Raw genomic sequence first — 19,990 nt, 5'->3', positions numbered from 1 at the left:
ACTAGCAGAACCGTGCGTCTCCGAACATTCCGGCTGCTTGCCGGGACATGCCTACAAGATCGGTGCCAACCCTGCGCCGAAGGCGGTGAAGATCCGCGTCGTGAGGCCCTTGATGCTGCCGCTGACCTCCGGGAAATCGCCGACCGGCTCGTAGCAGGCGCGAAATCCGGGGTCGTCGCGAAGCAGCGGCGCCGGACATCCGGGGCCGGGAACGAACTCGAAGCTCGTCGCGTAGCGCCAGGGCCACAGGTCGAAGATCGGCAGGTCTTCCGACACCTTGTCCAGCGAGTAGTCGATGCCCGAGAACACCGGCGCCTTGTCGCGACGCGCGATCACCCAGGCGTTCTCGGGCCGCATGTCGCCGCGGATGCTGTCGGCGAGCGCCTTCGCGAACGCGGCGTCCTCGATCACCACCATGCTCTCGGTGTTGTAGTTGTCGCCGCGCGGATCGAAGTTGTGGGTGCCGACCACGCCGATGCGTTCGTCGACGACGATCGACTTCGCATGCAGGCCGATGCGCACGCCGGCCTTCTCCAGCGGCACCGGGGCGTTGGCGCCGCTGCCGAAGTAGCGCGTCGCGACGCCTTCGCCCTGTTGCTGGGGCGGCGCGCGGCGTTCGTCGCCTTCGGTGAGCGCGATGCGCTGCGCTTCCTCCTCCGCGCCCGCGGCGATCGCCGCCAGATCGATCGGCGAAGTCGCGGGGAACGGCTTGTATTCGTAGATGTGGAAGCCGAACTCGCGCAGGTAGCGGCGTTTGTACTTGTACGACAGCGCGTAGACGATGAAGGCGTCGGTCGCCGCGAGGCTGTTGGTCGAGACCATCACGCGCGGCGCGTCGGGCCGCTGCTGCATGCCGCGGAACATGTCCTGCGCGGCCTCGGAGAGCACGAGGTACGGCGTCTGCAGCAGCACTTCGTGCTTCGCCGATTCGACGATGTCGCGCAGGCGCTGGCCGGCGTTCTCCGCCGACGGGCTTTGGTCGTCGCGGTGCTTGTCCGGCACGTCGGCGATGAAGTGGACCTCGCGGACCATCAATGCAGGATCGACGAAGCGCTTGCGTACCAGCGCCTCGTCGCTCGCTTGCTGCGACAACGCGGCCACGCGCGCGGGCGCTTCGAGCGGCGGATGCGCCATCTCGGGCGCGCCTTCGCGCAGGAGCATGCGGCCCACGTCGTCGAGGCGTTCGGCGGGGACGCTGCGCTCGAAGTTCCAGAACGTCTCGAAGTTCGCCGCCATCTCGCGGGCGACCGGGCCGGCGACGATGATGTCGCGGTCGCGGAACGTGTACTCGCTGCTCCAGTCGTAGTAATCGTCCTGGTAATTGCGCCCGCCGGTGACGCCGACCACGTCGTCGACCAACAGCAACTTGCTGTGCATGCGCTGGTTGAGCCGGTTCCAGCAGCAGATCGAGGCCGCCAGGTACTTCGGATAGCTCATCCGCGAGTCGTTGAACATCGGGTTGTAGACGCGCAGGTCGAAGTTCGCGTGCTGCGAGGCGAGCGCGGCCAGGGTCGAGGCCTTCTTCAGCGCGGACAACTGGTCGACGAGCAACCGCACGCGCACGCCGCGGCGCGCGGCGGCGAGCAGTTCGTCGAGCACGAGGTGGCCCGCGTCGTCCTCGTCGAAGATGTAGGTCTGCAGGTCGATCGTCTTGCGCGCGCTGCGGATGAGGTTGAGGCGCGCGACGAGGGCGTCGGGGCCGCGGTCGAGGATCAGCGCGTAGTGCATCGGCGCGCCGGGCACGGACGCGGCCATCGCGCGATCGCCGAGGTCGCGCAGCGGCGAAGGCTGCGCGCAGGCGTCGTCGGTGCGCACGCAGGCGACCTCGCGCGCGCGCGCGTCGAACGCGACCTGCTGCGCCCGATCGCGCTGGCCGAACGACAACGTCGTGCAGCCGCTCGCGAACAGCAGCGCGGCGAGCGCGAGCCATCGGGCACCACCGGGGAACGTCATCGCTGGCCGGCCGTCGTGTCGTGCAGTCGCACTTGCATCGAGAACCGCACCTCGTCGCGCAGCGCCATGCGCCAGCCGTCGAGATCGTAGGCGGCGCGACGCACGGTGCCGGCGGCGACGATCGGGCAGTCGCGGCCCGGGCGCACGCACGCGGCGGGTTCGAGCACGAAGGTTTCGCGGCGCTGGATGCCGTGCATGCGCAGGCGCCCGTGCAACGTGCCGCCGGTGTTCAGCAGGTCGGCGTCGTAGGGATCGGAAAGGAACGTCACGTCGGGAAACTTGGGGGCGTCGAAGAACCGGGGACCGCGCATGAAGCGCGTGTAGCGCGGATGGTCGACGATCTCCACGCTCGCGGTCGACAGGCGGATTCGCACCTGGCGACGGCCGTCGGGCAACGCGAGCACATCGCCTTCCGCTTCGGGGAAGCGCCCGATCAGCACCTGGTTCCAGCGCGTGACCATCGAGAACTCGAAGCGCGATTCCGGCTGGATCACCGCGATCGGCGCGACCGGTTGCTGTGCGCCGACGTCCCGCGACGCCACCACGCCGGCGCCGACTCCCGCCAGCAGCAGCGTGGCGACGAACGCGCGCATGTCAGGCCGTCACGGCCACCAGAACGCGGCCAGCTGCGCGGCGCCCGGCTCGAATGCGGCCTCGCGCGGCAGGTGCAGCACCGCGATGCCCGCCGGCGGCATGCCGCGGTAATCGCCCGACTGCCCGCTGTGCATCAACGCGGCGAGTTGTTCGAAACCCGGGTTGTGGCCGACGAGCAACAGGCGATCGACGTCCTTGTGCCCGTCCGCGAGTTCCATCAGCGTGCCGGGCGTGGCTTCGTAGATCGCGGGCTCGAGGCGCTGGTCGACGTACCCGACCGCGCCGAGCACGGCTTCGAGCGTTTCGCGCGTGCGCCGCGAAGGCGAACACAACACGCGATCGGGCACGAGCTGGCGCTCGCGGAGCCAGCGGCCCGCGGCCTCCGCTTCGGCGAGGCCCTCCGGCGAGAGCGGGCGATCGAGGTCGGCCTGGCCGGCGGTGGCCGGCTCGGCATGGGCGTGACGCAGCAGGATGAGTTCGCGCATATGCGGTGAGCTTAGCCGACCGCCGGGGGCGCGAGGGGTGAATTCCCCGGCAGTGCGCGATCTTCCCTCACGCGCGCTTGAGCCACTTGAAGAGCGGCGCCCAGTCGGCCTGGTGTTCGCGCACCTGCTGCGACTGGTAGTCGAACAGGCTCCTGCCGAGCCCGGCCATCAGGACGTAGGCCTGCGTATCGCGCAATTCGGCGACCAGCGGGTACGGCCATTCGCGCAGCGCATCCATGAATTGCTGCGAGGCGTTGGTCCACGGGCGCAGGCGATTGCCGACGAGCCCGACCGGGAGGTCGCCCTTGCGCACGCGCGGATGTTTGGCCAGCGTGTCGAGGAACGGCACGGTGGCTTCGATATCGATCCGCGATGCGAGCACCGGCACGACGACCGCGTCGGCGACGTCGAGGAAGTGCACGAGCTCCGGTCCATGCGCGCCAGCCGATGCATCGACGACGACGTGTTGCGCATCGTCGGGCACCTTGCGGTTCCAGTCGCGCCGCGTGCCGTCGACGGGCAGCACCGCGGTATTCAGGTGCGCGCGCTTCTCGGCCCAGTGGCGCGAGGAGCCCTGGCGGTCGGCATCGACCAGCACGGTGCGCTTGCCGTCGTTCGCGAAATGCGCGGCGAGGTTGGTCGACAGCGTGGTCTTGCCCACGCCCCCCTTCGAACTGGCCACGAGCACGGTCTTCATCCCGACCCCCTGGAAGCACGCTTGGAAGTCGGACCTTACCTCACCGGGGCCAGCGTGCGTCGATCCAGAGGACCATCCGGTGCACCGCGGTGGCGACGTCGGCGACCAGCGCGGGCACGTGCGCGGCGTCCTGCGCGCGGCCGGCGGTTTCCAGCGCATCCGCCGCCTCGCCCAGTTCGCCCGCGCCGATGCTGCGCGCGGCGCCCTTGATCTTGTGGGCCTCGCGCGTCACGCCGGGGAGGTCGCCGGAATCGCGCGCGGCTTCGAGCGTGGCGAGGTCGGTGGTCGTGCTGGCCAGGAAGTCGTCGAGCAGTTCGCGGGTTTCCGCTGCGTCGCCGTGCGTGAGGCCGGTGAGCACCGACTCGTCGATGGGCGCGGGGCGTTCGGCCTGCGGCAGCATCGACGCGAGGTCCGCGATCTGCGTCGGCGTGGCGGCGACCTGCGTATGCGGCAACCAGCGCGCGAGCATCTCCACGAGCGAAGGGATGCGGACGGGTTTGGCGAGGTAATCGTCCATGCCGGCAGCGAGGCAACGTTCCGCCTCGCCCTTCAACGCGGAGGCGGTGAGCGCGATCACCGGCGTGCGCATGCGGCCTTCGCGTGCTTCCTCTTCGCGGATCGCACGCGCGAACTGATAGCCATCGAGCTTCGGCATGTGAACGTCGGTGAGGACGAGCGCATAGCGGCCCGTGCGCCAGCGAACCAGGCCCTGTTCGCCGTCGTCGGCGCTTTCGCTCGCATAGCCGGCGAGCGCGAGCTGGCGCGCGATCACTGCGCGATTGGTCGGATGATCGTCGACCAGCAGCACGAGGCTGCCTTCGCTTTCGGCTTCGGCCACCGTGGGCAACTTGCGCGGTGCGAGCAACGGTGTCGAAGGCTGCAGCGACTCGGCCGGCACGTCTTCGACGCGCGCACGCGGCAAGGCGACGTCGAAGCGCATCGTGGTGCCCTGCCCCGGCGCGCTTTCCATCGTCACCGCGCCGCCCATCAGTTCGGCGAGGCGGCGGCAGATCGCAAGCCCGAGACCCGTGCCGCCGAAACGGCGCGTCGTATCGCTGTCGGCCTGCGAGAACGGCTGGAACAGGCGCGCCTGTTGTTCGGGCGATACGCCGATGCCGGTGTCGGTCACGCGCACGGTGAGGCGATCGCCGCCCAACGGGCCCGCGTCCGGCTCCGCGGCTTTCCACTCGAATACTGCTTCGACGCGGCCCTGCTCGGTGAACTTGATCGCGTTCGACAGGAAGTTCGACACGATCTGTCGCACGCGCAACGCGTCGGCGCGATACGCGGGGCCGATGCGATCGTCGACATCGCACGACAACTGCAAGCCCTTGCTCGACGCGGAGCCCGAGAAGTTCGCCACGGTCATGCGCACGACGCGACGCAGATCGACCGGCGATGGCGAGAGCTCCAGGCGCCCCGCTTCGATCTTCGAGAAGTCGAGGATGTCGCCGATGATCTGCAACAGCGATTCGGCGGACGACTGGATGACGTTGAGCGCGCGACGCTGGTCGCCGTCGAGCTGCGTGTGCGCGAGGATTTCGACCATGCCGGTCACGCCGATCATCGGCGTGCGGATCTCGTGGCTCATCGCGGCGAGGAAGGCGCTCTTCGCGATGTTCGCCTCGTGCGCGCGCGATTCGCTCTCGCGCAACGCTTCTTCCAGGCGCTTGCGTTCGGTGAGGTCGGTCGCCACCGCGATCAGGCCGCCGGGGTTGCCGGCCTCGTCCTTGAATGCAGCGAGCGACAGCACGACCGGCACCATGTGGCCGTCGCGATGCACCAGCACCGCTTCGTGCGGCGGCCGATCGAGTTCGGCGAGCGCGTACATCGCGCGCCAGTCGGCGGGCACGCGCTTGCCGCGCATGCGTTCGAGCCCGGCGACCACATGCTCCACCTGCTCCGCCGGCACGAGCATCGGCGAATCGTCCTCGGCGGGCTGCGTGCCGTGGCGCGGGACCTTGCCGAGCAGTTCGTGCGGGTGCCAACCGAGCAGCTTCTCGGCGAACGGGTTGTACATGATCCAGCGCCCGTGGCCGTCCATCGCGAGGATCGCGACCTGCGCGGCGTTGAGCAGCGAACGCTGGAATTCCTCGCGGCGCTCGAGTTCCTGGCGCACGGCTTCGTTCACCGCGAGCTGGCCGGTGAGGTCGGATTCGTAGCGCACGACGTCGCGCCGCATGTCCACGAACGCATCCATCACCGTGCCCAGTTCGCCGCGCGGCCGGTACATCGGTTCGCTCTCGTCGAACTGGTGCTTGCGCATGTCGCGCGCGAGCGTGGTGAGCGATTCCACGCCCTTGTACACGTTGCGCAGGATGTGCCGCGCGATCAACGCGGCGAACAGCAGCGCGATCATCGACAGCGAGATGCGCAGCGCGCTCGCGCGCCGTCCTCGCTCGATGTCTTCGCGCACCATGCGCTCGGAGTTCACCATCGCGATCTGCGACAACGCTTCCATGCGCGTGGTCACCGGATCGATCGACGGATACAGCTCTGTGTCGGCGAAGTGGCCGAGCGCGGGAAGGTCGCGCGCCACGAGGATCGCGCGCAAGGTGTCCATCGCCTTGTGCGAACGCACGCGCGCGACCAGCACCTGCTCGAAGATCGCCTTCTGCTCGGGGTCGCGCGGCATCGACGCCAACGCTTTCCAGCTGCGGTCGATCTTCGCGCGCGCGGCATCGAGCGTGGCGACGCCCTGGTTCCAGGTCATCAGGTTGTTGCGCACGCGGAAGGTGGTGTCGACGACGTCGAGCCCGTAACCGTCGGACACGGCCTTGAGGTGGCGCAGGCGTTGAAGCGAGTTGTCGCGCAGCGTTTCGAGCGAGGCGCGCTGCTGGTACTGCACCCATTCGTCGATCACGAGCACGGTCGCGCCGGCCAGCAGGAACAGGCCGAACAGCCCCCACAACTGGTGGCGCATCCCGAGCGAAAAGGAACGGAACCGCATGCGCGCCCTCAGTGCGGCGCCCGCCAGCGCGCGACGCACTCGGCGAGGTCTTCGGCCGGCACCGGCGCGCCGACGAGATAGCCCTGCGCGATGCCGCACCCCAGCTCGGCCAGCATCTGCCAGTCCTCGACCGTCTCCACGCCTTCGGCCACGGTTTCCAGTTGCAGCTTGCGCGCGAGGTCCAGGCTCGCTTCGACCACCGCGCGCTTGCGCGGCTGCGAATGCGCGCCGAACACGAAGCCCTGGTCGATCTTGAGTTCGGTGAACGGCACCTGCGACAACTGCGCGAGCGACGAATAGCCGGTGCCGAAGTCGTCGATCGACAGGCCGAAGCCTTTCAGGCGCAGTCGCGCGAGCACGCCGAGCCCGCGCGCCGCATCGGCCATCAACAGGCTCTCGGTGATCTCGAGGATCACTTCGGACGGCGACACGCCGTGCGCTTCGACGATCTGCTGGTAGCGATCGGCGGCGGCGGGGTCGTGCAACGTCGCGGGCGAGACGTTGACCGAGAGATTCAGGCGCAGGCCATCGTCCTGCCAGCGCCGCTTCCACGCGCAGGCCTGGTCGAGGATCGTGTCGGTGAGGCCGGCGGCCAGGCCGTCGGATTCGAGCATGCCGACGAAGTGGTGCGGGCGGATCACCTGCCCGTCGCGTTCCCAGCGCGCGAGCGCTTCGATGCCGACGATCTTGCCGTTCGCGAATTCGGCCTGCGGCTGGAACCACGGGACGATCTCGCCTTCGTTCAACGCGCGGCGCACGTCGGCGATCTCGAGGAACAGCGTTTCGTCGTCGGGGTTCGATTGCAGGCGTTCCTCGTAGCGCGTGAGCACCGCTTCGAGTTTCTCCGCGCTCAGCGGCTTCTCGATGCTGCCGAGCACGTGCAGGCCGTAGGCGCGCGCCATCATCTGCACGGTGTTGAGCAGGGCCGGGTCGAGCGCGCTGACCAGCGCGACGCCGCGCGCGAGGCGTCGCTGCGCGACGTGGCCGATGAATTCGATGCCGTCCATGCCGGGCATGTCGAGGTCGACCAGCACCACGTCGGGGGGGATCTGCGTTTCCAGCTGGGCGAGCGCCGCCACGCCGTCGGCCGCTTCCATCACCGACGAGACGCCCAGTTCAGCAAGCAGGCGCAGCGCCAGCCGGCGCTGGAAGCCGTGGTCTTCCACCACCATCACGCGCAGCGCGCTCAAGCTCATCCGGAGCTTCCCCCGATCGGGGCGCACTGCCGCGTGCGCCTGCGTATTGAAACGTGTCGGGGGGGCCGGGGCGGCCGCGCAAGCCGCCGCTGCTACAATCCCGCGTCTTTTTTCCCGCTTTTGCCGCGCCCGTCCCCGGGCGTGGCCTGCCCGTGAGCCTGTCATGACCAGCACCGCCGAGCTCTCTTCCCCCGCCTCCGCCAACACCGCGCTCACCAACAGCGCCGTCGACGCCGACTACACGCTCGACCACAAGTACACGCGCGAATCGGGCCGCATCTATCTGTCGGGCGTGCAGGCCCTCGTGCGCCTGCCGTTGATGCAGAAGCTGCGCGACGAAGCGGCGGGGCTGAACACCGCGGGTTTCGTCAGCGGCTATCGCGGTTCGCCGCTCGGCGGCTTCGACCTGGAGCTGTGGCGCGCGCGCAAGCACCTGGAAGGCAAGTCGGTGAAGTTCACGCCGGGCCTCAACGAAGACCTCGGCGCCACGATGGTGTGGGGCACGCAGCAGACGAACCTGTTCCCAGGCGCGAAGGTCGAGGGCGTGTTCGGCATGTGGTACGGCAAGGGCCCGGGCGTCGATCGCACCGGCGACGTGTTCAAGCATGCGAACGCCGCGGGCACTTCGCCGAAGGGCGGCGTGCTCGCGCTCGCGGCCGACGACCACGCGTGCCGTTCCTCGACGCTGCCGCACGGTTCGGAACACGAGTTCGTCAGCGCGATGATGCCGGTGCTCAATCCGGCGGGCGTGCAGGACATCCTCGACCTCGGCCTCGTCGGCTGGGCGATGTCGCGTTACACGGGCCGCTGGGTCGGCTTCAAGACGATCGCGGAGAACGTGGAGTCGTCGGCGTCGGTCGACGTCGATCCGATGGCGCTGCAGATCATCACGCCCGACGATTTCGAGATGCCGCGCGGCGGCTTGAACATCCGCTGGCCCGACCCGCCGATGGACCAGGAAATGCGCCTGCACCAGTACGCGGTGAAGGCCGCGCAGGCATTCGCGCGCGCGAACAGGATCGACAGGATCGTCATCGATTCGCCGACGCCCCGCCTGGGCATCATCACCACCGGCAAGTCGTACCTCGACGTGTTGCAGGCGCTGGAATACCTCGACCTCGACGCGCGTGCATGCGCCGACCTCGGCATCCGCGTCTACAAGGTCGCGATGACCTGGCCGCTGGAACCGATCGGCCTGCGCAACTTCGCGCGCGGCCTGCAGGACATCCTCGTGGTCGAGGAGAAGCACGCCTTCATCGAGAGCCAGATGAAGGAAGCGATGTACAACTGGACGGGCGAGCGTCCGTCGGTCGTCGGCAAGTACGACGAAGCCGGCGAATGGATCCTGCCCTCGACCGGCGAACTCACGCCGGCGCGCATCGCGCGTGTCATCGCAAAGCGCATCCAGAAGTTCCATGACAGCGAGCACATCCGCGACGTCATGCGCTGGATGGCAGGCAAGGAATCCGAACTCGCGCTGCCGCGCGCCGCGTTCCCGCGCGTGCCGCATTACTGCTCGGGCTGCCCGCACAACACCTCGACCGTCGTGCCAGAAGGCTCGCGCGCGCTGGGCGGCATCGGTTGCCATTACATGGTGACGTGGATGGACCGCAGCACCGACACCTTCACGCACATGGGCGGCGAAGGCGTGACGTGGGCGGGCCAGGCCGCGTTCACCGATACGCCGCACGTGTTCCAGAACCTCGGCGACGGCACGTACTTCCACTCGGGCTCGCTCGCGATCCGCCAGTCGATCGCGGCGAAGGTCAACATCACCTACAAGATCCTCTACAACGACGCGGTCGCGATGACCGGCGGCCAGCCGGTCGACGGCACGCTGAGCGTCCCGCAGATCGCGCACCAGGTACGCAGCGAAGGCGTGGAGACGATCGTCGTGCTGTCCGACGACATCGCCAAGTGGAGCGATCCGTCGATCTTCCCGAACGGCGTCGACTTCCTCGACCGCAGCGAACTCGACAACGTGCAGAAGCGCCTGCGCGAAACGCCCGGCACCACCGTGCTGATCTACGACCAGACCTGCGCGACGGAAAAGCGTCGTCGCCGCAAGCGCGGCAAGATGGTCGATCCGCAGAAGCGCGTGATGATCAACTCGCTGGTGTGCGAAGGCTGCGGCGATTGCGGCAAGAAGTCGTTCTGCGTGTCGGTGCTGCCGAAGGAAACCGAGTTCGGCCGCAAGCGCGACATCGACCAGAGCAACTGCAACAAGGATTACTCCTGCGTCAACGGCTTCTGCCCGTCGTTCGTGACGGTGCATGGTGGTTCGCTGCGCAAGAAGAAGGGAACGGGCGCCGCCGATCGTTTGCAGAACCTGCCGACGCCGACGCTGCCGTCGCTCGACCAGCCCTGGAACATCCTGATCACCGGCGTCGGCGGCACGGGCGTCGTCACGATCGGCGCGTTGCTCGGCATGGCCGGCCACCTCGAAGGCAAGGGCGCGAGCGTGCTCGACCAGACGGGTCTTGCGCAGAAGGGGGGCGCGGTCACCACGCACATCCGCATCGCGAATACGCCGGCCGACATCCACGCCGTGCGCATCGCCGCGGGCGAAGCCGACCTCGTGCTCGGCTGCGACATGGTCGTGGTCAACGACTACTGGCCGCTGTCGAAGATCCGCAGCGGCCGCACGCAGGTCGTGCTCAACAGCTACGAGGCGATGCCGGGCACGTTCACCACGCGCCCCGACATGCAGTTCCCCGCACAGGACATCGTCGCGGCGATCAAGCTCGCGCTGGGCACCGACGGCGATGCGGACAAGGCGATGCACCTCGTCGACGCGACGCAACTCGCCACGGCGCTGATGGGCGATGCGATCGCGACCAACCTCTTCATCCTCGGCTACGCCTGGCAGCGTGCACTGGTGCCGATCTCGTTCGACGCGCTGATGCGCGCGATCGAACTCAACGGCGCGGCGATCGAGATGAACAAGACCGCGTTCGCGTGGGGTCGCCTCGCGGCGACCGACCTGCCGGCGGTGCTCGACGCGGCGGGCATCGCGCGTTCGATTCCGTCGCAGGACACCTTGCACGAGCTTCCGGTCCTGTCGCCGGGCGAATGGGAAGGCCACGAGTGGGGCGCGAACGTCGCGCCGAAGCCGAACGCGGTGGAAGACGAGTCGCGCCACCTGCCCGCGCACGGCGGCGGCGACGTGGCGTTCCTGCCGCTCGACGATGCGCGCCTGTCGCGTTCGCTCGACGAAGTCGTCGCGCGCCGCGTCGCGTTCCTCACCGACTACCAGAACGCCGCGTACGCGAAGCGCTACACCGACCTGGTCGCGAAGGTCCGCGCCGCCGAACAGCAGCGCGCGCCGGGCAGCACCGACCTGTCGGAAGCGGTCGCGCGTTACGCGTTCAAGTTGATGGCGTACAAGGACGAGTACGAAGTCGCGCGCCTGTACACGAGCGGCGAGTTCCAGCGTCGCCTGGAACAGCAGTTCGACGGCGACTACAAGCTGCGCTTCCACCTCGCCCCGCCGCTGCTGGCGAAGAAGGACGCGGAAGGCCGCCTGCTCAAGCGCGAATACGGCGCGTGGGTGTTCACCGCGTTCAAGGTGGTGGCGAAGCTGCGCTTCCTGCGCGGCACTGCGCTCGACGTGTTCGGCTACACCGGCGAACGCAGGATGGAGCGTCGCCTGATCGAAGACTACGCGGCGACGGTCGGCATGCTGGTCGATGGATTGAACGCCGTCAACGTCGCGCTCGCGGCGGAGATCGCGTCGATCCCCGAACACATCCGCGGCTACGGCCACGTCAAGGAAGCGCACCTGCACGATGCGAAGGCCCGCGAGGCGAAGCTGCTCGCGCAGTGGAAGGCGCCGCCGCAGGCGATGGCATCGGCGGCCTGATCGGCGCAAGCCTGATCGTCGCAGGAGAAAAAGCCGCCCTTCGGGGCGGCTTTTTTCATGCCTCGAGTTCCGGCCGAGAAGGTCACGAAACGGGATCGGTGGATCGCGGAGCTTCGGGAGAACCGCGACGGAGACCGAGCCTTGGCTACGCTTGCCACCGGTCCCCACTGGGCCGACCACTCGCAGGACGGCGTTTGTTACTCGGTCAGCCACGTGCAACCGTCGTTCGTGGATCATTCGATTCCCGCGGTCGCTCGCACGGTGCGAAAGCCGGGGCGCGCAGCGATGACCGTCAAGGTGCGAGTCGTCTACTCGCACCATTGCTTCACGCAGGCACTGGCGAAAGTCGCCGGCGCGAATCCCGAGCACTACTACAACTGCACGAGACGGCCGCAGGATCACCGTGTCTTCTGCACGGTGCGCTGGAACGAAAGCCTGGCGTTGCCCGAAATCGTCGCCGGAATCCGGAACTGCTACTTCACGCGCCACCACAATTATTTCGTGTGGCGCGATCCGACCGTCGCCGGGTCGGATGAGTACTTCGTCTACTTCAACATCAGGCGCCGCGGGACATTCGTCGAGATGGAGATCGAAAGCGCCTACCTGCGAGGCGATGCGAAGCAGGCCAAGGCAGGAGCGCGAAAAGTCAGCCTGACCACGCTGATCGTCAACGCCGCAAACGGGCGGAGAACGCATCGCCCACCGGCCTAGGTCCTGCTGGTCCAGAAACAGAAAGCCCGCCTGGAGGCGGGCTTCTGTCGATCGGGCCGGGGACTCTTGGTTATCCCACTCTGGGTGGGACCCTTTCGGGCGGTAGACCAAACTCAAACCGGTTCGTCGGGTCCTTGGTCGCTCGTGGCGACAGCGCGATGGTAGTCGCGTGTTGCGGCGCGCGCAACACGCAACTGTGGGTTACTTCTTCGGCGCGTAAATCGAGAACAACAGATCCGGTCGACCTTCGATCCGCTCCAGGTGCGGGTAACGCAACCCGTCGTAGTACGGCAGCTTGATCGTGCGATACGTGTCGAACTCCTTCACCAACAGTTCGATCGGCTGCTTCGATGCCTTCGCCGCGGTGATTGCGTCTTCCATCACTTCGCCGCTGTACTGGCGACCGTTGACGGCGACCGGCGTCATCTCCGGACCGACACCGGCCTTGAACGCCGGGCTGTCCCAGCGCACGTCGGAGATGCTGCCGTCGCGGCCGACGGTGATGCCGAGCGAATACAGGAAGTCGTCCCCGCCGCCGTATTCGGAGGCCGCGGCCTTCGCGTAACCGTTCGGCTTGTCCTTGAACACCAGGCGCCAGCCCGCGGCTTCGATGCCGCCGGTGATCGCCTTCTTGCCGTCGAGGCGATCGCGCAGGAACGTGTGCCAGTCGTCGGCGACGAGGCCGTTCAACGTCGCGACCACGTCGTCGAACGTGTACGGGTTCACCTTGAAGTCGCCGTCGTTGCCGCCGAAGAACTTCTTCGCGAAATCGTCGAGCGACACCTTGTTGTTCGACTTCTCGCGCAGGCGCGCATCGACTTCGAGCCAGATCAGCTGGCCGCCGGAGTAGTAGTCCTCGCTCAGCTGCCAGCTGCGATACGCCTTCGACGTGCGCTTGGCGATGATCGGATCGTTGGTCGTGTCCTGCAGCGCGCGCCACGACAGGCCGGCGCGGTTTTCGCTGTACGCCGCGGCGACGAGCGCGAGCGCGTCCTTCGAGGTCTCGAACGTGCGCAGGCCGGAGCGCGCGGTGATCACGTTGCCCCAGTACTGCGTCTGGCCTTCGTACACCCACAGCAGGCTGCCCTGCATCGGCGTGTTGAAGGTCGGCGTGGTGAGGTCGGCGCCGCGGCGGTACTTGCCGTCCCACGAATGGTTGTACTCGTGCGCGAGCAGGTCGCTGCTGCCCTTCTTCGGATCCCACGAGGTGAAGTACTTCACGCCGACGCCGTTCTCGCTGGAGCGATGGTGCTCCAGGCCGATGCCCGACATCTGCCCGCTCAGCGCGAACAGGAAGTCGTAATGGTCGTAGTGTTCGGCGCCGTAGAGCTTGCGCATCTGCTCGACCAGGTTGCGATGGGCCTGCAGGTGGTCGGGCTTCACTTCGAGGTACTTGGCGTCGTCGGCGACGACGTTGAGGCGCACGGGCTTGCCCTTGCCGTTCGACAGGTCGATCGTCTTGAAGTGACGCCCCGCGAACATCGGCGAATCGACCAGCGTGTCGAAGTCGATCGGCTTGTAGGTCACGACGTCGCCCGCCTTCGACTGCACTTCCAGCGCGGTGGCGGCCTGCCAGCCGGCGGGCAGCTTCACGCTCGGCGCGAAGGTGATCGCGCTCGCGGCGTAACCCGCCGGGTACAGCGCGACCATGTTCCATTGCAGGTTGAGCATGTTCGGCGTCATGACGACGCGGCCCTGCTCGCGATCGGTGGGCGTGATGAACTGGAACGCGACGTCGAGCGTCGATGCGCCCTGCGGCACGTCGACGTTGAACGCGTACACGTCGAGCGGATCGCGCGTCCATTCCACTTTCTGGCCGTTGGCGGTGATCACCAGGCCCGCGACCTTGTCGATGCGCCCGTAGTCGGCGTGGTTGCCGGGCAGCCACTTCGGGAACAGCAGCGTCACCGGGCCGGCGGACACCGGGATGCGCTGCTTCACCGAGAACACGCGTTGCGACAGGTTGGTCGCATCGACCTCGAGCGCGATCGTGCCGGGGTACGGCGTGGTGCTGGCGGCGTAGACCGGTGCCTGCGGCGAGGTCTGGGCAACGGCTACGGATGAGATGGCGAGGCTGGGCAGCGCGAGGGTCAGCGCGAGGGCGAGCAAGGTGTGGCGGGGCATGCGGTGTCCTGGAGTCGTGAACGCAACGGAAGCGAAAAGGCGCAAACGCCCCATCCTGCGGAATCGTTGACGAACGGACCTATGCCATTCGGCATGGTCGGGTGTACTTTGCGGCTTCCCCACCGGTCAGGAGTCTGCCGTGAAGACCCGCATCGCCCTCGCACTGTGCACGTCGCTCGCGCTCGCCGCCTGCACTTCGACGCCGTCCTCGGACGCAGACGCCGCGACGTCGGAAACCGCGGCCGCCGAAGGGTCGTCCGCCTCGGCGGACACGTCGACGACCGAAGGGCATCTCGAAGTCACCTGCAACGTCGACCCGGCGGAAAAGTTCGAAGGCCAGAAGATCAGCGACGCGTTCTCCGAACAGGCACGCACCGCCGCGGGCGCCGCGACCGTGCGCGTCATTCGTCCGAATCAACCGGTCACGATGGATTACCGCGGCGATCGCCTGAACATCATCCTCGACGGCAACGACATGGTGGTCGACGTCAACTGCGGTTGAGGCTCAGGCCTGAGCGTCGAGGAGGATCTTCGCCAGGGCAGGCTCGCCTTCTTCGATCAGCTGCACGGGGGTCTTGAGGAACCCGGTCAGCACCATCGCTTCGCCCACGCACCACTCGCGTTCTTCGCGGGTGAAGTTGCGCGTGCCGTCGGCGACGGCCTGCAAAACGTCGCGCGATGGCGCGAGTTCGGCGGGATCGGCGCCGCGCTTGTGCGCCGGCGCGGGCAGGCCGCTGCCGCGCGAACCGGCGTCGATCAACTGGCGCATGCGCAGGCGCGCGGCTTCCGCGGCGGGCACCTTCGCGTCGATGCCGGGCACCGCATCGGCGAGCGCCTGGCGCAGCTCGTCGAGTTCACGGCGCAGACCTTCGGAGACCAAGGCGGTCGCGGTGTGCTCGGCTTGCAGCTTCTGTATCTCGATCGCCGGATCGTCCAGCACCTGCGCATCGAGCAGCTTGCGCACCTTGTCGGTCATCTGCGCATGCAATTCGGGATGCGTGAAGCGCAGGTCGCGCGCGGCGATCTGCCACGCGTAGGCGACCTGCTGGGCGGCATGCGTTTCGGGAATCGGGACTTCGGGCGTCGAGTCGCGGCGCTTCATGGGGCCGAGCTTAGCGCCACACCGCGGCGAGGAGTGGGTCAGAGGTAGAGCAATTCGATCGTCGCGCTGCCGTCGATCACAATTTCCCTCGTGAGGTCCAACGTCGCCAGCGGCGCGATCGTCAGCGCGACGTTGAGGGGGAGGATGGCGCTCATGACGCCGGCGGGCCCGGCGCCCGTGCCCGGCGAGAGATACGCGTACCCGTCCGCCGACGCGACATCCAGCTTCGTCCAGTCCGCGCTGCTTTCGATCCACGAGGACCGGTCGCTGCTGCGCAGGATCGGCGCCGGAGCCCCGTTCACCACCCCTTCGGCCGCCGGCGTGATGCGGTAGAAGCCGAGTTGCGAACCGGAGTCGGCCTTGCCGATCCCGAAGGCGCCCGCGTCGTCGTAGTGGACACCGGTCAGCGTGTCGCGGCGGTTGTCGCGGATCATCAGCGACAACAATGTCGGACCCGAACAATTGGCGCGTATCTGCGTCGCGCGCGGCGCGGGCTTGGCGGTGCCGCCGTCATCGTTGAACTCACTCAGCGGAATGGTGCCGAAGTCGACGCCGCCTGCATCCACCAACAGCGTGCACGACGAGGGCACGACGGTGCCGCCGATGGCGATGACGCCGGTGTTCTGTGCCGCGCTTGCGAGCGGGATCGTGGCCGACATCGCGGCCAAGACAACGAAAAGAAATCGCATCGCGCATCCTTGTGGCGCCGCATGGCGCGTTCGACATGCGGCGGCACTTTGCGTGCACACGGCGCAAGCCGTGCGTCGAATCGTCCACGCGATCAGCGGACCGCGCCCCGCGTCAGATGCGTTGCTGTCCGCCGGGCTGCGGGGCCGTCGGCGGCGCCTTCGACAACTTCGGCGGCGCGTTGTCCTCTTCCGCCAGGGCCTTGGACGTGCCGAGCTCGGCGTGATCGTCCATCCGCGGCTGGTTCTGGAACCAGCGGTTCTCGGCGATCTTCTCGATCCTGCGATGCGGTTGTTTTTCCATCACGGCGATCCGGCGAGGTGCAGGCGCGCAGGGTGGCGCTACCGGCGTTGCCGCGACGTCAACGCATCGTGCGGGATTCGCACCAAGGGGCAGCGGAGCTCGAATCGGTTCGATGCAGGCCGGAACCTCCCGGCGTTGCAGCGTCGCGCGATAGGCGAAGAATGCACCGGACTCATCTGCGAAAGATCCGGCGCCATGAAGTGCATTCCGATAGCGACAGCGGTGGCCCTTGCGATGTACTGCGCGCCGGGCTGGGCACTTCCGGAAAGCGCGGAGATGCACGTCTCGGGCAGCGTGACCGCGGCGGCGTCATGCTCGATGGACATCGGCAACCCGAACATCGATCTGGGTAGCATCGATTACGCGAGCCTGAGCCAGAGTTCCTTCGCGCACTACAACACTTACTCCCGCACGTTGTCGGTCACGTGCGACACGCCGACGCAGTTCGCGCTTGGCGCCTTCGACAATCGCTCCGAGACGTTGAATCCCGCGATGGCCTCGTGCGGCCATTGCCTGGCGTTGGGCTGGACCGCGGCGCAAAATCCGATCGGGTTCTACGGATTCGGCTTCTACTACCAACCCGTGGTGGACGGGTCGGCGCGCTCACTGTTGTTCAGCAACGACCTCGCGACGTGGCAAGCCGACACCAACCTGTATCTCACGCCGCAGGCCAGGGTGCCCAGTTCCAACGGGCGCAAGTTCGTGGCGGCAGGCACCGGCTCGACGGTCGTCGTGGCGACGACCATGAGCCTGCAATTCCATGTCGAGGTCTACCTCGAAAGCCGCGACACGATGTCGATCACGCAACCGACCACCATCGACGGCAACTCGACGCTCGAAATCATTTACCTCTGACGTTCTCGTCGAACAACTCCAGGATGCGACGGTACTCGTCGTACCAGCTGTCCGGATGCGTGAAGCCGTGGCGCTCCAGCGGATACGGCGCGAGTTCCCACTTGTCCTTGCGCAGTTCGATCAGGCGCTGCGAGAGCACCACCGAATCGCGGAAGAACACGTTGTCGTCGATCATGCCGTGCGCGATGAGCAGGTGGTCCTGCAAACCATCGGCGAATTCGATCGGCGAGGAGACCTTGTAGGCCTCGGGGTCGAGTTCCGGTGTGTTGAGGATGTTCGACGTGTACTCGTGGTTGTACTGCGACCAGTCGGTCACCGGGCGCAGCGCGGCGCCGGCCTTGAACGTGCCCGGTTCCTTGAACAGCGCCATGAACGTCAGGAAGCCGCCGTAGCTGCCGCCGTACATGCCGGCGCGCGCGCGGTCGCCCTGCTTGTTCGCGACGAGCCAGTCGAGGCCGTCGAGGTAGTCCTGCAGTTCCGGCGTGCCCATGTTGCGGTAGATCGCGGTGCGCCACTTGCGGCCGTAGCCTTCCGAGCCGCGATAGTCGAGGTCGAGCACGATGTAGCCGCGATCGACGAGCAGCTGGTGGAACATCTGCTCGCGGAAGTAGTTCGGATAGCGGTCGCTGACGTTCTGCAGGTAACCCGCGCCGTGCACGAACATCACGATCGGATACTGCTTGCCCGGCTCGGGGTTCTTCGGGCCGTAATACTTGCCCCAGACCGTGCCCGCACCGTGCTTCGACGGCACCTGCACGTATTCCGGCGCGACCCACGTGCGCGCCCTGAATTCCGGCGTGCGCGTGTCGGTGAGTTCGGCCAGGCCCTCGCCGTTGCGGTTCACCACCGCGAGCTGCGGCGGAACGTAGCTGTCGGAATGGCGCACGAGCAGCTTCGTTTCGTCGGGCGAAACGACGTAATCCTCGACGCCGTCGAGCGCGGTGATCTCGCGCACCGCGCCGCCGTTGCGGTCGACTTCGCAGACTTCGTAGTCGCCCGGCCATTCGCGGTTGCACAGGAAGGTGAAGCGGCGGCCGTCGGCGGCGAGCTTCGGCTGCGAGACTTCCCACTTGCCCGAGGTGATCGCGCGCGGCGCACCATTGCCTTCGCTCACGTACAGGTGCGAGAAGCCGCTCTCTTCCGACAGGAACCACAACGCACCGTCGGGCGCGAAGCCGAAGTCGTTGAAGGTCCAGTTGATCCACGCCGGATCGGTGAGGCGATGGCGCGGCTGCAGCGTCGCGTTGGCGAGGTCGATCGAGGCGAGCCAGCGATCCTTGTTGTCGATCGCGCGGATCATCGCCGCGGCGCGGCGGCCGTCGTTCGACCAGTGGATCGCGGACGTGCCGCTGTTGTCGCCCGACAGCAGCACCTGCACCGGACGGTTGCCTTCGAGCGCGGGCTTCTTCGCGGTCTTGCGCATCGCGGCGAGCGGGTCGTCCTTGATGCCGGGCAGCACGTCGTACTTCAGTTCCTTCACCGAACCGTCGGCGACTTTCACCAGCCACAGCGTCTGCGCGATCGGATCGTTGCGACCCACGCGCGTGCGCACGTCCTCGAATTCCTCGTGGCCCGATTCGGTCACGTACTTCGGCATCTTGCCGCCCTTGCCGGCGTCCGCGCCCTTGGGCGTGGTGATGACGAGCATCCACGCGCCGTCGGGCGACATCGCGGTGTCGGCGATCTCGACGCTGTCGCCGAGATACGCGGGCACCGGCGCGCGCGTCGGATCGTTGCGCTGCCACGCCTTGTCCTGCGCCTGCGCGGCCTCGCGCTTCGCGCGATCGTTGCGCAGCGTTTCGATCAGGCGCAGCTGGCGATCGCGCAGATCGTCGGCGGCGGGCTTCGCATCGGGCGCCTTCTCGGCGCGCGCGGACGCGGCCTGGCGCACGCCGCCCGCGGCGGTCCAGCGATACCAATCGTTGCCGACGCGCCATGCGAGGCCGCCGTCGTTCGCCCATTGCGGCTGCGACTCGTCGTCGTTGGTGCGCGTGAGTTGCTGCAACGCACCGCTGCGCAGGTCGCGCACGAACACGTCGCCGTTGCGCACGAAGGCCATGCGCGTGCGTTGTGCGTCGAACACCGGATCGGCCGCGTCGATGTCGCCCAGCGCCGCGCCGTCCAGCGCCGCCGCGGTGCCGCCCGCGATCGGCTGCACCCACGTGTCGCGGATGGTCGCGCCGCGGCGCTTGCGCTGTGTGTAAGCGCGCCGGCCGTCCCACGACCACCACGCCGCTTCGATCGGCGTGCCGATCCAGTCGGGATCGGCCATCGCCTGCGCGAGCGTGATCGGCGCGTTCGGATCGCTCGGCGCCGGTTCCGTGGCGGGCTGCTGTGCGAAGGCTTGCGGCGCGAGGGCCAGGAGGAGCGCGACGGAAAGGCGCATCGGTCGATTCGATTACAAAAAGGAAGCGCGCAGGGTACCAGCCCGGCCCACCGGCGACCGGGCCGAAGGTCATGCGGAAGCGTCG

At 67.6% G+C, this 19,990-nt stretch carries 15 protein-coding genes; 4 read left to right on the top strand and 11 right to left on the bottom strand.

Annotated features, from left to right (window positions below; genetic code table 11):
• Nucleotides 1-51: 51 nt before the first annotated feature.
• The 6 genes from LK996_RS08775 to LK996_RS08750 form a co-directional block, all read right to left on the bottom strand.
• Nucleotides 52-1,953, bottom strand: a complete 1,902-nt coding sequence (locus LK996_RS08775; RefSeq protein WP_230526720.1) for a phospholipase D family protein — start codon at nucleotides 1,951-1,953, stop codon at nucleotides 52-54.
• Nucleotides 1,950-2,546 carry a YceI family protein gene (locus tag LK996_RS08770; protein WP_230526719.1) on the bottom strand — a complete coding sequence of 199 codons (597 nt, stop codon included), beginning with the start codon at nucleotides 2,544-2,546 and terminating at the stop codon, nucleotides 1,950-1,952. Before LK996_RS08770 ends, LK996_RS08775 begins: the two co-directional genes overlap by 4 nt.
• A gap of 9 nt (nucleotides 2,547-2,555) precedes the next feature.
• Nucleotides 2,556-3,032 carry a SixA phosphatase family protein gene (locus LK996_RS08765; protein WP_230526718.1) on the bottom strand — a complete coding sequence of 159 codons (477 nt, stop codon included), beginning with the start codon at nucleotides 3,030-3,032 and terminating at the stop codon, nucleotides 2,556-2,558.
• A 67-nt stretch (nucleotides 3,033-3,099) separates the two neighbouring features.
• Nucleotides 3,100-3,729 (bottom strand): ParA family protein, encoded by a 630-nt coding sequence (locus tag LK996_RS08760; protein WP_230526717.1) that lies wholly within the window; start codon nucleotides 3,727-3,729, stop codon nucleotides 3,100-3,102.
• Between the two features lie 40 nt (nucleotides 3,730-3,769).
• Nucleotides 3,770-6,679, bottom strand: coding sequence for an ATP-binding protein (locus LK996_RS08755; protein ID WP_230526716.1), 2,910 nt, complete (start codon nucleotides 6,677-6,679; stop codon nucleotides 3,770-3,772).
• 8 nt (nucleotides 6,680-6,687) lie between these two features.
• Entirely contained in the window at nucleotides 6,688-7,875 is a 1,188-nt protein-coding gene (locus tag LK996_RS08750) for an EAL domain-containing response regulator (protein WP_230526715.1), read from the bottom strand.
• 163 nt (nucleotides 7,876-8,038) lie between these two features.
• Here LK996_RS08750 and LK996_RS08745 point away from each other — a divergent pair, with 163 nt between their 5' ends.
• Nucleotides 8,039-11,737 (top strand): indolepyruvate ferredoxin oxidoreductase family protein, encoded by a 3,699-nt coding sequence (locus LK996_RS08745; protein WP_230526714.1) that lies wholly within the window; start codon nucleotides 8,039-8,041, stop codon nucleotides 11,735-11,737.
• Between the two features lie 285 nt (nucleotides 11,738-12,022).
• On the top strand, nucleotides 12,023-12,448 hold the full coding sequence (locus LK996_RS08740; RefSeq protein ID WP_230526713.1) for a hypothetical protein: 426 nt from the start codon (nucleotides 12,023-12,025) through the stop codon (nucleotides 12,446-12,448).
• A gap of 201 nt (nucleotides 12,449-12,649) precedes the next feature.
• Here the strand turns inward: LK996_RS08740 and LK996_RS08735 are convergent, their stop codons facing one another.
• A complete protein-coding gene (locus tag LK996_RS08735) occupies nucleotides 12,650-14,572 on the bottom strand; it encodes a M61 family metallopeptidase (protein ID WP_230526712.1) in 1,923 nt (640 codons plus the stop codon).
• A gap of 139 nt (nucleotides 14,573-14,711) precedes the next feature.
• On the opposite strand from LK996_RS08735, the gene LK996_RS08730 reads away from it, so the two are divergent.
• Nucleotides 14,712-15,074, top strand: a complete 363-nt coding sequence (locus tag LK996_RS08730) for an I78 family peptidase inhibitor (protein ID WP_230526711.1) — start codon at nucleotides 14,712-14,714, stop codon at nucleotides 15,072-15,074.
• Nucleotides 15,075-15,077: 3 nt separating this feature from the next.
• Here the strand turns inward: LK996_RS08730 and LK996_RS08725 are convergent, their stop codons facing one another.
• The 3 genes from LK996_RS08725 to LK996_RS08715 form a co-directional block, all read right to left on the bottom strand.
• Nucleotides 15,078-15,674: a hypothetical protein gene (locus LK996_RS08725; protein ID WP_230526710.1), complete on the bottom strand. Its 597-nt coding sequence runs from the start codon at nucleotides 15,672-15,674 to the stop codon at nucleotides 15,078-15,080.
• A 38-nt stretch (nucleotides 15,675-15,712) separates the two neighbouring features.
• A complete protein-coding gene (locus tag LK996_RS08720) occupies nucleotides 15,713-16,363 on the bottom strand; it encodes a DUF1120 domain-containing protein (protein ID WP_230526709.1) in 651 nt (216 codons plus the stop codon).
• A 112-nt stretch (nucleotides 16,364-16,475) separates the two neighbouring features.
• Entirely contained in the window at nucleotides 16,476-16,664 is a 189-nt protein-coding gene (locus LK996_RS08715) for a hypothetical protein (protein WP_230526708.1), read from the bottom strand.
• A 195-nt stretch (nucleotides 16,665-16,859) separates the two neighbouring features.
• On the opposite strand from LK996_RS08715, the gene LK996_RS08710 reads away from it, so the two are divergent.
• Complete coding sequence (locus LK996_RS08710; protein WP_230526707.1) at nucleotides 16,860-17,519, top strand: DUF1120 domain-containing protein; 660 nt, start codon at nucleotides 16,860-16,862, stop codon at nucleotides 17,517-17,519.
• Here LK996_RS08710 and LK996_RS08705 read toward each other — a convergent pair.
• Nucleotides 17,506-19,905: a S9 family peptidase gene (locus LK996_RS08705; RefSeq protein ID WP_230526706.1), complete on the bottom strand. Its 2,400-nt coding sequence runs from the start codon at nucleotides 19,903-19,905 to the stop codon at nucleotides 17,506-17,508. The genes LK996_RS08710 and LK996_RS08705 overlap by 14 nt on opposite strands.
• Nucleotides 19,906-19,990: the final 85 nt, after the last annotated feature.

Source organism: Noviluteimonas lactosilytica, from assembly GCF_020866925.1.
In the GTDB taxonomy this organism is placed as follows: domain Bacteria; phylum Pseudomonadota; class Gammaproteobacteria; order Xanthomonadales; family Xanthomonadaceae; genus Noviluteimonas; species Noviluteimonas lactosilytica.
The sequence above is the reverse complement of the archived record's forward strand: the minus strand, read 5'-3'. Positions and strand labels throughout refer to the sequence as shown.